Below are 13,893 nucleotides of genomic sequence, written 5' to 3'. Positions count from 1 at the left end.
TTGAGAACAACTATTTCTGGAGGCAACCGTGCGTCTTGGCGGAATATCGGAGGTGGCCGAGGAGCTCGGCGTGAGCACTCAGCGCATCGCGACACTGCGGCAGCGAAACGACTTCCCCGACGCGGTGGGGGAGATTGCGCAGGGCCCTATCTGGGACCTCGATGTTGTCGCTGGATGGAACAGCTCAGGCCTCCGTCAGACCAAGGCCGGCAGGCCGAAGTCGGACGAGAAGACCCGCACGCTGGGTGGGCGATTCCTGCTGGAACACGCTCGGATCGGTGGTGGCGGCTTCGCCGACGTCTTCCGTGCCACCGACCGCAAGACCAGCGAACTGGTCGCCGTCAAAGTGCTGAAGGACACCGTCGCGGTTGACCCCGAAGCCATCAAGAGGTTTCGGCGTGAGCTTCGGCTCCTCGAAGACCTGCACCACCCCAACGTTATTTCGGTGCTTGCCCACGGCGAGACCGACGACGACAACATCTGGTATGCGATGCCGTTGGCGCAGGGCAGCCTGACCGACTACGTCGACACGGTGGGCGGCCAAGCGCGATTGATCGTCGACATCATGCGTCAGATCTGCACGGGGCTCGGTTACGTCCATGATCGGGGCATCTATCACCGAGATCTCAAGCCGGCCAACGTTTTGCGGCTGAGCAACGGCGATTGGGCGGTATCGGATTTCGGGCTTGCCGTTGAGGCCGAGCGGCACACCGACCCGCTGACCTCAACGCTGCGACAAGGGTTGGGCACGTGGGTCTACACAGCACCGGAGCAGTGGCAACGGGCCCGAAGCGCCGACCACCGTTCCGACATCTACGGTCTGGGCAAGATCCTGCAGGAGCTCGTGACTCAGGACTTCCCAGTGAACAACGAGGTGGAGCCCGGCCCGCTGCGACCTGTCATCGAGACCGCGATCGCCAACTCGCCTGATCGCCGTTACCAGTCGATCGAGCACTTCATGAATGCACTCGAGCGTGCTGTTGATGCACACGAGGAATACGTGGCCAACGAGTCGAAGGAAGAGGCAGCGGAGCGCCTGCAGGACCGCATGCGCAGTCCGTCGGTCGCCGACGCGGACTTGATCGAGATGATCGAGTGGGCAGCCGCGTTGGATGAGTCCAGCCACGACGACATGCACGTGCTGACCCGAGTGCTGCCCTGGTGCACTCGAGGGTCCGTCAAATTCCTCTGGAGCGAACAGCGGGGCGCGTTCCAGCGCGTCTACCAGCGGTTCACCGACTTTCTGAGGCATGGGAACTTCTCGTTCGAGTACTGCGACGTGCTGGCTGACTTCACCCGCATTGTCGTGGCCGAGACGAAGGACTCCAGCGTGATGCGGATGAGCGTGGGCGCGCTCGCGTCGCTGGGGCCCCGCCACAACCGGTGGCACGTGCGTGACGTCCTGGTCAAGATCCTGCAGGAGGTCAAGTCTGACGAGATGGCCTCGGCAGCAGTGGAAGCGTTGCGGGCGGCCGACGCCGATGACGTCGAGTGGTCGATCAGCGATTTCGCGATCCGCACGCTGCCCCCCGCGATCCGTAGCGGCGTCGAGAAGCTGCGGCCTCCGAAGAGTTCCGCATCCTGAACCAGATCGCCTTGCCGACAACGTTTTCCACAAAAGGGGTAGCTTTATGAAAATCGACCAGTACGTCACCCTGCGACCCACCGTGACGGGCAATGCGTCCTTGCGCGAGCCGCAGATCGAGGCATACGAAACGCTCACCGGGCACGACTTCGACGCTCCCGAGGGCCGCGAAGTCTCCGTCGTGCTGCCGGTGGGCTGCGGGAAGTCAGGCCTCCTGGCTCTCACGCCGTTCGCCGCACAGTCTCACCGCGCACTGCTGGTCGCACCGAACCTCAAGATCGCCGACCAGCTGCTGAAGGATCTGACACCTAGCGACCCGAAGTTCTTCTACCTTAAGCGCAAAGTGTTGGACTCCGCGCCGTTCCCAGAGCCCGCAGAAATCCGAGGCACGTCGACCAACGTCACCGATCTCGAAGTGGCTGACATCGTGGTGACGAATATTCATCAGCTCCAGCGAGCCGAAAACACCTGGCTTGCAAAGCTTCCTGCCGACTTCTTCGATCTGATCATGTTCGACGAAGGCCATCACAACGTGGCCGAGAGCTGGGACACTCTGCGGCGGCACTTCCCGGACGCACGCATCGTGAACGTGAGCGCCACCCCCGGTCGTGCCGACGGGCGAATCATGGCCGGTGAAATCATCTACAGCTACCCCATCTCTCGCGCGGTGGAGAAGGGATACGTCAAGCGCATCAACGGCTACCGCCTCAACCCGACCACGCTGCACTACGTCCGGCGCCCTGACGACAACACCGAAGTCGAGGTGTCCTTGGAAGAGGTCCGCCGCCTCGGCGAGCGCGACGCAGGCTTCCGGCGCAGCGTCGTGAGCTCAGACGCCACCCTCACCACCATCGCCGAGGCCTCCCGCCAGAAATTGTTCGAGCTGCGGGAAAAGACCGGCGAGGCCAGGCTTAAGATCATTGCGGCGGCGTTGAACATGGAGCACTGCAAACAGGTCGTCGCCAAGTTCCGCGAACTGGGGCTCCGCGCCGACTTCGTTCACAGCCTGATCGAAGGCAAGAGCAAAGCGAACGAGCGAGTTTACCAGCGGTTGGAGAACCACGAACTCGACGTGATCGTACAGGTGCGCAAACTCGGTGAAGGATACGACCACCCGTATCTCAGCGTCGCCGCTGTCTTCAGCATCTTCAACAACCTCAGCCCTTTCATGCAGTTCGTGGGGCGCATCATGCGGGTGATTCCAGATGTTGACCCCTTCGATGCCGTCAACGATGGCGTCGTCGTTTTTCACGTCGGCGGCAACATCACCGGGGTCTGGAACGACTTCCAGGAGTTCGCCGAAGCAGACCAAGAGTTCTTCGCGCAGCTCATCGACGAGACCGTTGTTGAACCCCTGCCCACTCGCGAACCCCCACCTGGAGGTGGCCAGAACGCTCCGCTGCCGGTGATCACTGGCCAGGCCGACATCCAACTCGAAAACCTGACCCTGATCGCCCTCAGCGCCGACCCAGATGTTGCGCAGGCCCTGACCGTGCTCAAGGAAAAGGGTATCGACACCGGAGTCAAATTCGATCAGCTACAACGCGTCCAGCCCACCAAACAACAGACACGTCGATCCAAAAAGACCCTGCTCGACGATTTGGTGAAGAACGAGGCTGGCAAGTTTCTGGCCAAACACAGCCTCAATCGCGTTGGCCGCGAGCTGGACCGCACCCGGGAGAACTTCGTCACCGTGAAATCGGCCATCGACAGGCGGATCAAGACAATGGTTCCCAGCGGTGCCACCAATAGGAAGGATTACACCGCGGACGACTGCGACTACCTCATCGCGCGGTTGCCTCAGATCGTTGCTGCGGTCGAGGAGGAACTGCGACATGGGTAAGCCCCGCTCACTGCTGCGAACGCTGTCGATTGGCACGGCAGGACGACGGCACCCGTGTCGGTCAGACAAAAACCACGTGCTCAATAAGGGCGACCCGATACTTATCGTCAAGGTCGACCGTGACACTGCCCACTACTGCAGCGATTGCGCTCGAACGTTCATCAACACCGCCCGACAACAGCTGTCTGCCCTTGAAGAAGAGCTCGGGCGAACAACCCCGCCAAGCAGCTGACATCCAGAGTCGCACTCAGGATCCCGTCCACCTCTCTAATCGTCGGGGACAGCCTTACAGACCTCCGATGGTTCTGGCGTGCCAAGGCGGTAGTCCGTGATGTCGGGCTCGTCGACCACAGGTCCCATCGCAGTCGCGACTCTCGGCAGCGCGGAAAGCATTGTGAGAGCGTCGAAGCGGTCACGGTCGCGACTCATATCGTCGTAGACGATCTGAAGGTCCGAGGTGGGCAGTTGTTGCTGCAGTTCTTCGAAGGCTGCGGCTGCCGCGCCCGGCTCGGGCAGGCCCGACCGGACTACCCAGACATCTAGATCGCCAGGTGTGATAGCGGATGCAGCCAAGTGCGAGGTAGTCGATGAACGTCGCACCGACGAGCTCACGGCCGGCGACCACCACGAGGCCATGCTGACCCACGTCCACCTGGACAGCATCCCCAGCATCAGTGTGGCCTACAACGATCCGCATTTCAGCGCCCACGATGGGCTTAGGGCGTGACGAGCTCAAAGGCCGCCAGGACGTCGGTGAGGGCAGCGTCCATGTCTGCCAGCGTGATTGTGCTAATGCTGCTCAGGTCGGCGGTGAGCAAGTCCACCGTCGGGTCCGCTGCGATGCGGGCTTTGGCTTTGCGCAGGGCTTGTTCAATGACGGTTCGGGCGAACCGGCCGTTGGCGGCGACATCGATGAGCATGTGTGGTTCACCGGGGCGTGTACTTGGCGTGTTGCATAGCCACTCAGCGTTGCTGCTGAAGCGCGAAAGAGCGGAGGGTTCGATGGCCACATGGAACCGCGCTGCGAACAGCTCAGCGATCCGTACCAGGTCGTCGGTGTCGCAGGAGGTGAATTCGAGCTGGAACGGGAACCGTGACCGCAGTCCCGGGTTAGCGCTCAAAAGCCGGTTCATTGGGCTGGCGTAGCCAGCCATGGCGATCATTGTGTCGTGGCGATGGTCTTCTGCCCACTTCATGATGACGTCAACGGCGATGTGGCCGAAATCGCGCTCATTATCCGGTTTGTAGAGTTCGGGTGCCTCGTCGATGAACAGTGCACAGCCTTTGGCAGCTTGCAAGATCGCTGATGTTTTCTTCTCGGTGCCACCGATGTGCTCGTCGACAAGATCCTTGCGGGAGACTTCGATGAATTCTGGCGATTCGAGGATGCCCAGGCCGAAATACATCTCGCAAATCAGCCGTGCTATCGAGGTTTTCGCGGTCCCCGGCGGGCCGACCAGAGTCATGTGCAAGGTGTCGCGCTCACCGATCTGGACGCCGCGCTCGGCCATCTTCTGGTCGTAGACCTTGACGAACTTGAGTTCCTTGACATGCTCTTTGACGCGGCGGAGCCCAATGAATTCGTCGAGTTCGCGTTCGGCGCGCTCCAGCACACGTACGGCTTCCTTGCGTTGCCGGGCTCTGCGCAGGTCGGCCACGCTCGGTCCAGAATCCGGGTCCCACCGATTGGACCGGGCGGCAATCACGTCTGGGGTCGTGACGGTGACGCCGTAGCCGGGGTCATCGAGCGCGGCGGCGGCGTCCGGGCGCAGTTGACCGTCTACGCTGGCTGCGCTGAACTCTTTGCGGGCGGCGGCCTCGTCCCCCAACGCGCGGTGGCACAAGCCGCGATATACGGCCGCCTCGGCCAGCAGGTGCGAGGTATCGATGCCGCTCTGGTCGAGCTTGGCCTGGTCGGCCTGCGTCACGACGGATGTCAATGTGGCCAGCGCCGCCTCGAACTGTCCCAGCCCGGTTTGGGCGATTCCTTTGAGCAGCCGTGTGGCGGCCTCCACGATTCCACCGCTGCTCGACGAGGCCTGCGAGGTCCACGTCAACAAGTCTGGCCAGCGGCGCGTCAGGAAAAACATTGTGGCCCCGATGAACCGGTGTATCTGCGCTTGCGCGGGCTCGACGGTGAGGTCAACCCCGTCGAGGATCTTTTCGGCCTGGTCGTAGTCGCCTTGGCTAACAAGTGTCGCCGCGTAGGCGATGGTGATCCCGGTCGGAGTGTGCGGGTAAAGGTCAATGAGGAATGGCGTAGACACGGTTGGCGCTAGCGCAGAATCTGCCAGGCCAATCCGACGCGTTTCGCGATGCAAAGTCGATAGCGCATCATATGCGCCGCGCATGGTGTTAAGGCTGACGTCGCCAGCAACCGCCAACCCCATCCACGCGTCGCACATGCCGGGATCCATGTCGGTGGCCTGCGTGAAGGCTTCGCGCGCTCCCGCGTGATCGGCCACGGGCCCACCGAAGCCCAGGCGGCTAATCCCGATGTCGAAATAGTCACGGGCACTCACTGGTGATAGTCCCTTGCTCGTGGTCGAGGTGGTGACGGAAATTCTACGGGCGACTCAGACAGCTCGAACGATCGCTGCTGCTCAGATGATGTATCTAGCGGCAGGCCGGGGTCCTCATCAGGGGTTGCCGACGGGGGCGCCTGGTGGCGACCCACGCCCTGGGCCGGGCGGCGCGGATGGCTCGGTAGCGATGGCAGCCCATCTGAGCCGGCCATCGGCGCCACCTCGCCTTGATCTGGTTCCCCTGGCTGGCCGTTGCTGAGGGCATTGGACGCCGCCAGGTGCGGGCTGGTGTCGCTGTCCGGGACGCCTTGTTGGGACCCGGGGTCTGAGCCGTTGCGGTGGTGGTGTCCGCGGATGTGCTGGACGGTCTTTTCGGTGATGACGGCGGGAATCACCACCTCTGGCGCGGCGGCCGCGGCGGCGCCTTCTGCCGCTGTGGCGCCGGCCCCCTCTGCTGCCGCAGCCGCGGCATGTCCACCTGCGGTCGCCGCGGCCTCGCTCGCCCCGGCCTTTTCTGCTGCCATCCGGGTGGTGGTGGCCCCGGTCGTCCGGGTCGCCGTGGTCTCCTCCTCACCGCGCATCCGGCTGGGCCGAGGTTTGACCGCATCGAACCCCGGCGTTGAGGTGTCGGCGTCGCCGTTAGAACCGTCATCGTCGCCGGCGCCATCGCTATCGCCGCGTCGCGCGACCCGTCGAAACAGCCCGCGCGCTTTGCGTCCCGCCTCGGCGTAATCGTTGTACTCATCGCGCACAGCGCCGCTTGTGGAGCACCACGCCCCAGTGATGTGGTGGGCGATCGTGCCCAAACTGTCTGTGTAGAAATGCTTGTCGATGTAATGGAACAAGAAGATGCCTACGACCGAACCCAGGCTCACCAACAACAGGCGCGGGACCGCGGTGGCGCCATGCCCCAGTTGCGGCGTGGTGAGCGCCCACCCCATCCCGACCGCACTCAACGCCAAAAAGACAGTGAAGATCATCATCTCGACGCCATGCAACAACACCTGCGAGACGCAGCGCACCGCGTATTTCTTGCCGCGCTGCCAACCGCTCATGCCGACCATCGCCGCGGGAACCACCACGATGCAGTAGTAGGTGGCTTTGGCACCGACCAGCAACGTGCTCACCCCGACGTACCAGATGAACAGGCCGATCCAAAACGCGGCGAACAAGAACACCAGCCCCAGCACAAAGTCGTTGGCCCCCAATTGTTGAGCGTGCGCCAAGGCTTGGGGAGCACCGCATCCGGCCATCGCGTGCGCCGGTCCAGGACCTTGGCTATGCGCGGCCAAGATGGCCTGGGACCAGGCCTGGCGGCAGGTGCCCACATCATCAACGACCATGCCGAAGTTCTGTAACTGTAGAGCTGGTCGCGCCGTCGAAGACACCAGCTGCGCCAGCAGGGCGTCGAGCTGGGTATCCAATGACTGGCCCGGAGCGTACGAACTCTGGCGGGCGTCCTGGGCGATCTGAAAGCCTGTCGCTCGACCCATGCCCAGCAGGCCGTGATCGCTGACTAGATCGTCAATGGGGTCACGAAAGACCGTCCACACCAATGCAGCTAGCACCGCGGCGGTGCCTAGCAGATTGCGGGCCTGGGCCGGCCGCCCTCGCTGTTGGTGATACCCCGCCAACACCACACAAACCGCGACCGCCAATGGCCCCAGCCACATCTGGTTGACGAGCATGTTCACTGTAGCGAAAACGGGGCGCCCGATTTGAACGAGGGCCAAGAGCCACGAGCTCGACATTGCAAATCGCAGAAGCCACAGCGCAATCCCGATAGCGAATACGACAAGAGCAGCTTCATTGGTCAGCCACCAGGCTGCGGTGGTATGCGCGATCGCGGTTTGGGTGGCTTTGACGATCCACGACCCCCACGATTCGGGATCGAACGCGCTGACGTGTTGGCCGTTGTTGAAGGTGGCTTCGGTGGTATCGACCATCGAGAGGAAGTAGTCAGCGATCGGCACGTTGTCCAAGTCATGCAGTCCCGTCCACCCCAGAGCAGCGGCACCCACCGCCGCCGAGGCTTTAGGTGCGGCCACCACCGCCCACAGACACAGCACGTAGACACCTGTCATCGCGCCGATCACGCGGCGCAACCGTGGGTGCTCAACTAGCCAGACTGCGAGGGAATCGCTGGCAGTCATGCGATCACCGATGCGGTGCTATCGAATGCGCGTGCCTGCTCTTCGGTTGGCGCGCCGAAAAATTGAACGCGTGCGGGACGTCCAAGTTCGTCGACTAAGAATCCCTCGCCGAGTCGGGCACGATCGACCGCCCCGGCCTCGGTGGCGTAGCCGCCCCATTCCCCGCGATCAGAGAACACGTCTTCATCAGCGGTGGAGCCAGGACTGGTGTCCTCGCTTAGTGCGCTGACAAGCTCTGGATACATTTCTGGGTCGATGCGCGCCCACTTCAGTGTCGCGTAGGCCAGTTCAGGGTCTTGAACACGAAAGATCCATTTTTGTGTGACAAACTCATCCCCCATGCGGGCAAGGTCCCTGAAATCCTGTGTGATGAACCAGATTCCACTCGCGTGCTTACGGCCCCGCCGAGTGAATTTGTGCGCAATGCGTGCCGTGGTGGGAAAGGCAAGCAGTTCGGCGCACTCCTCGAAGATCATGACGTCGAATACGTCGAGGCGGTCGAACATGTATCGCTGCTCTAGCTCAATGAGCAGGCCATAGATAGCCATTCCGGCGCGCTGGGTCCCCGACAGTTTCGCGTAGAGATCGGCGTTGGTGAGATCCTCGGTGCTGGGCAAGCCCAGGTTGCCGGTCAGGTAGACCGTGGCCGGGGAGTCTTCTGGCCGGTAGGGCGGCAAGTGGTCATCGAAAAGCCCGGGAAAATCCTCCTGGGCTGTTTCTAAGCGCAGCAGCAACTCGTCGTTGTCGGCGTCCGGCTGTGAACGCAGATAGTCCAGCAGTGTGCGGTGGCTCGTAATCCCTTGCCTGGCCCGGGTTTCCGGTCGCACCAAACGTCGGTAACGCTTGGCAAGCAGGCTGTCATAAGACAGCCCAATCCAGGGCAGGATGTGCGAGGCCGCGATGCGCCCTGCCAGGTGCGCTGGGAAGATCACCAGCGGGTCATACAAGTACTGCGGCGTTGTCGGGTCGATGAACCGTACACCCTCGATGGGTGTGAGGGCCTGCTTCCATTCAGCGATTGTGTCTGGCTCGAACACCACAACGCGTCCGCCACGCAGGATCAGTTCATACGCCGAGAGTTTGGTGCGGTTGGACTTCCCGCCGCCGGGATCGCCGACGACGGCCAGCCCGGTGTTCTTGTTTCGGCGCGCAGTTCCCTCGGGATCGTGAAGGATGATCGCCGGTCGCATCGTGGTCTGGTCGATGGCCAGCGCACTGCCCTTGACGTTGCCCACGCGGCCCGAAATCAGCGGCAAGAACAGCGACCACTTATGTGCGCTGGTGGGATTGCGAAATTCATCGAGCGGGCAGGTGTTTTCACTTCCGGTATTGAATGCCTTCCACAGCAACGCCTGGGCGCCACGGTGGCGTTTGACAGCGATGCCGACTGTGTCAAGCTCCTGGCGGACCTGTTTGACCGCATCCTCCAAGACCCGCGGTGAGTCGGCACCGACCGCAATCATCACCGTGTGGTCAAGCTCGCGTTCGGCGGGATTGCCGTTCAGATGCGATGTGTAGGCCCGCGTGCGCGCTAGCTTCCTTGGCAATTCGTCGTTTTCAGCTCCGCGGTGACCACGCTGACGCATCTGGTCTTTGATGTTTTTGGTGTAGCGGAAATTGCGGGCTTGCGCATCCTGGGGTGTGCGAATGTAAATATGTTGGGTCCACTCAATACTGGCCTGGGTGTTCACGTTGAGCAGCGCATTCAGATACGAAGCGCGTGGAAAGGCCAGGCCTGTCTCCGGGAAGTGCTCGACGGTCAAAAACGACTGGTAGCTCGATCTGCAGGTGGGCTCGTGGGGATCATAGACGCGAACCAAGGCTTTGAAACTGGGTCGCCACCATGGCCGCCCGGCGTTGTCGCCTTCATCGAAAGCGATGGTAGGGAAATCGTGAGCGCTCAGTGAGGACGGCCCCGTGCTGGCCGCTGGCATCGGCTCATGGATGACGCCGAGCATGGCGCGATGTCGCCGATACCAATGGATTTGCGCTGGACTAGCCGCGCGAACGTGAAACTCATCAGGTAGGGCACCACAGATCTGGCGGGCAACACTGGCGTAGTGCTGAATCGATGTGCTTGAGTCTTTGTCACGCCCGCTGACCCAGTCCCAAGCCCGCCTGCCCTGTCCGAGCGGTGTGCGTCCCGCGGTGCCAGCATCGACTGGCACCGTTAGCCAAAACCGTGGGCGCACGGGACCGCGATATCCCTTGGTGATCCACTTGTTCGCTTGGGCGATAGTTGGGACCCAGTGCTTGCACTGCCCAATCCATGTCGACTTGTTGGTGTGCGGACCCACCATTGCCCGCATGATGGCGTTTTGGTCCTCGGCGACCAGCAACCCGCGCACTTGCGAGCCTGAGGGCAGGTAGCGCCCCAAGTTCCGCGTCAGCCTGGCGGCTCGCCGGTGGACGTCAAGCGAGCGCATATTGACCGACAAACCATCGATCAAGAATTCGGCATAGACGCCTCCGCCGGTGAAGACCAGATTGTCCTCGACACGTTCAGGAGGGTCAAAACTGGAGTCAACACGCAGCTTCCTCTCAGCGGCACGAGGCTGCGAGGTGATCAGGTGAGGTGGCCGAATAGTGTTGCGGGCAAAAACGAGACGTGCTGAAAGAGATGGACGTCCCTTGGGCAAAAGTAGCCGCATCAGCCCAACGGTCACCACACAGAGCACCACCCCGCCGGCGAGGACCGGAAGCGTGGTTCCGGCGGGCTGGCTGTCGACCCATAGCAGCGTGGGACCCGCGATCGCGGCAATGGCCACCCATTCCACCCCGCGGTAGGGCCCGCCGGGCCATTCCTGCCCGGGAGCGGCTTCCCCGATCTGGATGTCGATGTCGCGGATGCCCGACCACGCTTCGGCCTTGTCGACGGGCCGTGGTGGGGCAACTGGGCCGGTGGTCACCATCCGCGGGTATTGGAGTGGCCAACGCTGCCGGGCAGGTGCTCAAATTCCTGGTTACCGCGCTGATACAGCCCGACGATGTGGGCTACGACAACTGCAAGAGCCACCCCGCCGGCGATTGCCGACAATCCGGCACCGGTGCCGCGCTTCCAATGGTCTCTCATACCGCGCACGATGCCGCTGCCCAGGAAGTATGTGCCGCCGACTGCGACGATGATGTAAAGCACTTCGTGGCTCATGTTGATCACGCCGGCCCCGGCAGCCACATTTGTCGTGTGGGTAGCCAACGTCTGTAATGTTAGCTGTCTAATCATGATCAATCCCTCTTTCTCTCAACGTGAGTGATGGTCAGTGCGGTGCTACCGCCGTGGTGGGCACCGGTGTCGGTGTCGCGTCAGCCAACAGCGGGATCGCGTCGATCTGGGCAACAAACCAGGTGCCGCCCACCGAACGCAGCGTCAGGGAATAAGACAGCGATACGAGGGTGTAATCGGATCGGCGCGCCGAAACATCGATGTGCGTGGCTAATTCGTTGTTATCGGAGGGAGCATCGGGTGGAGTGTTGTCGGCCTGAGCAGCAGTCACTGTGGCCGAGGAGTACGACCCTACGGCTGTGATGCCCGAGTCGGTGGTGATAAACCGTTCCAGTCCACCCGAGGTGGTTAAAAACGACGTCGCAAACCCAGACAGCATCGTAAAAAGTGGGCTGTTGGCAGCGATTGGTGCTGAATAGCCCAGCGGCACATAGGCTCCCGGAGGCGGCATATCGACTCTGCTGATCCGATCAAGAGCCTGAATGCCCATATCCCGGTATACCGCCACCGGCAGCTGGTAGAAAGCCGTCGTCGGCGGCGCCGACGGGTAGGGCAGTTCGTCGATTTGAACCTTCACGCTATAGAGCACGATGTCGTTGGAAGAGGTCTTGCGCTTAGATGCCCACGCCGCCGGGTTCGACACCGTCATCGACGATGTCGTGGGCAACTCGTACTTTTGTCCCCCGGGAAAGCAGCGTGTCAAATTCGAAGCACCCGAGGTGGTTCCGACAAGTAGCCCTTTCACGCAATTCACGGCGAAAGCCTTCACGGGATCGGTCTCGTTGATCACGTCGCGGGCCACCGCCGCCACTGGTGCTGGTTCAGGGGGAAAGACAAACCCCCACAGCAGGGCGATACCGTTGATGGACGAACTGGCCACAAGAATCACAAGAGCGACCCGGCCGGCGCTGTGGCCCAGCACCGTGATGCGCTTCTTCCATACGTTGCTGATTCTCACCACATCGTCCTCATGTCGCCTGGTGCCCAATGACTTTGATGCTCGACACCGCGAAGGTTCCATCACTGGGATCGGTGTCGTGTCCCGACCCAAAGCCGGTCGGGTCAGGCCCGTTGGTCGGTTCCGGGCCGGTGGCCGGGGTGGGCCCACCCAGGATTCCGCCGAACGGTCCGCCGTCTGGGGCCGACACGCTGGGCTGGGGGGCTGCGACCGGACGGCTGGTGTGCCGAATGATCACAGTGATTTTTGAGGCGCTGATCCCGGGAATCAGTTTGACCGCTTCGCCGTGAGCATTGCCGGTGTCCTGGTCGACGACCGTGTGCGCAGTGTCATTGAACTGCCACTGCAGCAACGTGACCACCCGATGCTGTAGCCATGGGTCACCGCCGGACCCCTGGGCCGCAGCAGTATCCCCCGGCACGATACTGACCGCCGTGATCACGTAAGCGCGTTCGATTCCGGCGGGCCCGAGCGTGATATAGAGCGGTTGTCCATCCGTATGCCGCACGCAGATCCACGGCGATGGCTTGTCGGGATCGGCAATCGATTTCGCCGAAGTTGAGGCGCCCGCCGGGCAGTCGGCTGAGGCGGTAAACGGCAGTGGGTGATCGCCGCCATCAGCAGGAGTCGGCGCTGGTGCTGCCGCCATTGTCGGTGCGGGGCCCGATTTGACTGCGTGCTGGCGCAGACTCGGCGAAGGGTTGTCGGGACCTGAGAGTGTGACGCCCAGCGTGGTTATCACCGTTGCCAACAACACGACGCCAGCGAACGCGCCGAGTACCCACGGCGTAAATCGGCGCGTACGCCGCTCCGCCTCGTGATCTAAATCAGCGTCGGCACCGGGGCTTTCGTTTTCTGCCGAGTCGGTGTGGTCGTCGCCGTCGGAAACGAACGCACCCGCAAAGGCGTCGGCACTTTGATCCTCGCCGAAGGGTGCGGCGTCGTTGTCGCTGATCGCGCCATCATCATCGGGATGCTCGTCGGCTGACTCCCCGGCCGCGCCGCTGTCGAGGGTGTCTTGGTCGTGTTCTGCATCGGCGTCGAGATTCACCCCAATCTGACGCAGCCATTGCTGATCAGAAACCGAGCTCACGGCCGCCGCCGCCCCGAACGGTGCCCGCTAGCCCGGCGCGGCGTGAATTTGCGCCGGTGATGGTAGGTGGCCGGCAAACGCTGCACACGCGGCAATGCCGTCGCCGAAACCTTGACATAGCCGTCGTCGCGGTCAGAGGCCAAGCCGGTGTCCTCACCGCGCACCACATACATGCGTTCGCGATGAGCAATTACCGGCGGCAGCGGTGTGGATGGCGCCGCCTGCGGTGGGCCTTGGGGAGCGGTCCGGCTCCAGTCCTGCTTAAGACGCTCCTCGTCGGCCGCCCCTCGGGCGCGGTGTGCGCCTATTAGCTTGGCCGCTCCCCACAAGCACGCCGCCGCGACCAGCAACGGAGCGAGTTTGATGAGCAGTTCGACGATCGCCAACACGATCGCGGCGATGACTGTCATCAGCACTGCGGCCGTCGCCACAAGCCCCTTCATCGCGGTGTCCCTTCGTCGTCTCGGCGCCGCTAAATCGGGTGGGCGCCTATGCACGCAACCGTAAGCGGTA

10 protein-coding genes are annotated in these 13,893 nt (G+C 62.5%); 3 read left to right on the top strand and 7 right to left on the bottom strand.

Annotation, left to right across the window (positions count from 1 at the left end):
• The first annotated feature begins 70 nt into the window (after positions 1-70).
• From HMPREF0591_RS28040 to HMPREF0591_RS32685, 3 genes are all read left to right on the top strand, one after another.
• Positions 71-1,585, top strand: coding sequence for a serine/threonine-protein kinase (locus HMPREF0591_RS28040; RefSeq protein WP_197083339.1), 1,515 nt, complete (start codon positions 71-73; stop codon positions 1,583-1,585).
• Between the two features lie 46 nt (positions 1,586-1,631).
• Positions 1,632-3,428, top strand: a complete 1,797-nt coding sequence (locus HMPREF0591_RS28035) for a DEAD/DEAH box helicase (protein WP_007172175.1) — start codon at positions 1,632-1,634, stop codon at positions 3,426-3,428.
• A gap of 553 nt (positions 3,429-3,981) precedes the next feature.
• A complete protein-coding gene (locus HMPREF0591_RS32685; protein WP_154074410.1) occupies positions 3,982-4,155 on the top strand; it encodes a hypothetical protein in 174 nt (57 codons plus the stop codon).
• On the opposite strand, the gene HMPREF0591_RS28030 is transcribed toward HMPREF0591_RS32685, so the two are convergent.
• The 7 genes from HMPREF0591_RS28030 to HMPREF0591_RS28000 form a co-directional block, all read right to left on the bottom strand.
• Positions 4,145-5,950 carry an AAA family ATPase gene (locus HMPREF0591_RS28030; RefSeq protein WP_007172172.1) on the bottom strand — a complete coding sequence of 602 codons (1,806 nt, stop codon included), beginning with the start codon at positions 5,948-5,950 and terminating at the stop codon, positions 4,145-4,147. The genes HMPREF0591_RS32685 and HMPREF0591_RS28030 overlap by 11 nt on opposite strands.
• Positions 5,947-8,049 carry a hypothetical protein gene (locus HMPREF0591_RS28025; protein WP_047323961.1) on the bottom strand — a complete coding sequence of 701 codons (2,103 nt, stop codon included), beginning with the start codon at positions 8,047-8,049 and terminating at the stop codon, positions 5,947-5,949. The genes HMPREF0591_RS28030 and HMPREF0591_RS28025 overlap by 4 nt, the downstream gene beginning before the upstream one ends.
• Positions 8,050-8,102: 53 nt before the next feature.
• A complete protein-coding gene (locus tag HMPREF0591_RS28020; protein ID WP_225325408.1) occupies positions 8,103-11,018 on the bottom strand; it encodes an ATP-binding protein in 2,916 nt (971 codons plus the stop codon).
• Positions 11,012-11,302 (bottom strand): hypothetical protein, encoded by a 291-nt coding sequence (locus tag HMPREF0591_RS28015; protein WP_225325409.1) that lies wholly within the window; start codon positions 11,300-11,302, stop codon positions 11,012-11,014. The genes HMPREF0591_RS28020 and HMPREF0591_RS28015 overlap by 7 nt, the downstream gene beginning before the upstream one ends.
• Before the next feature lie 61 nt (positions 11,303-11,363).
• Positions 11,364-12,287 carry a conjugal transfer protein gene (locus tag HMPREF0591_RS28010; protein ID WP_073877513.1) on the bottom strand — a complete coding sequence of 308 codons (924 nt, stop codon included), beginning with the start codon at positions 12,285-12,287 and terminating at the stop codon, positions 11,364-11,366.
• Positions 12,288-12,297: 10 nt separating this feature from the next.
• A complete protein-coding gene (locus HMPREF0591_RS32680; RefSeq protein ID WP_046182038.1) occupies positions 12,298-13,380 on the bottom strand; it encodes a hypothetical protein in 1,083 nt (360 codons plus the stop codon).
• Complete coding sequence (locus tag HMPREF0591_RS28000) at positions 13,377-13,823, bottom strand: hypothetical protein (RefSeq protein WP_007172165.1); 447 nt, start codon at positions 13,821-13,823, stop codon at positions 13,377-13,379. Before HMPREF0591_RS28000 ends, HMPREF0591_RS32680 begins: the two co-directional genes overlap by 4 nt.
• Positions 13,824-13,893: the final 70 nt, after the last annotated feature.

Source organism: Mycobacterium parascrofulaceum ATCC BAA-614 (genome assembly GCF_000164135.1).
Classification (GTDB): Bacteria; Actinomycetota; Actinomycetes; order Mycobacteriales; family Mycobacteriaceae; genus Mycobacterium; species Mycobacterium parascrofulaceum.
This window is presented reverse-complemented; position numbering and strand designations above follow the sequence as displayed.

Bases quoted from the DNA above. Each gene is read 5' to 3' on its own strand.
- HMPREF0591_RS28035 (WP_007172175.1), top strand. From the start codon at position 1,632: ATGAAAATCGACCAGTACGTCACCCTGCGACCCACCGTGACGGGCAAT.
- HMPREF0591_RS28020 (WP_225325408.1), bottom strand. From the start codon at position 11,018: ATGGTGACCACCGGCCCAGTTGCCCCACCACGGCCCGTCGACAAGGCC.
- HMPREF0591_RS28000 (WP_007172165.1), bottom strand. From the start codon at position 13,823: ATGAAGGGGCTTGTGGCGACGGCCGCAGTGCTGATGACAGTCATCGCC.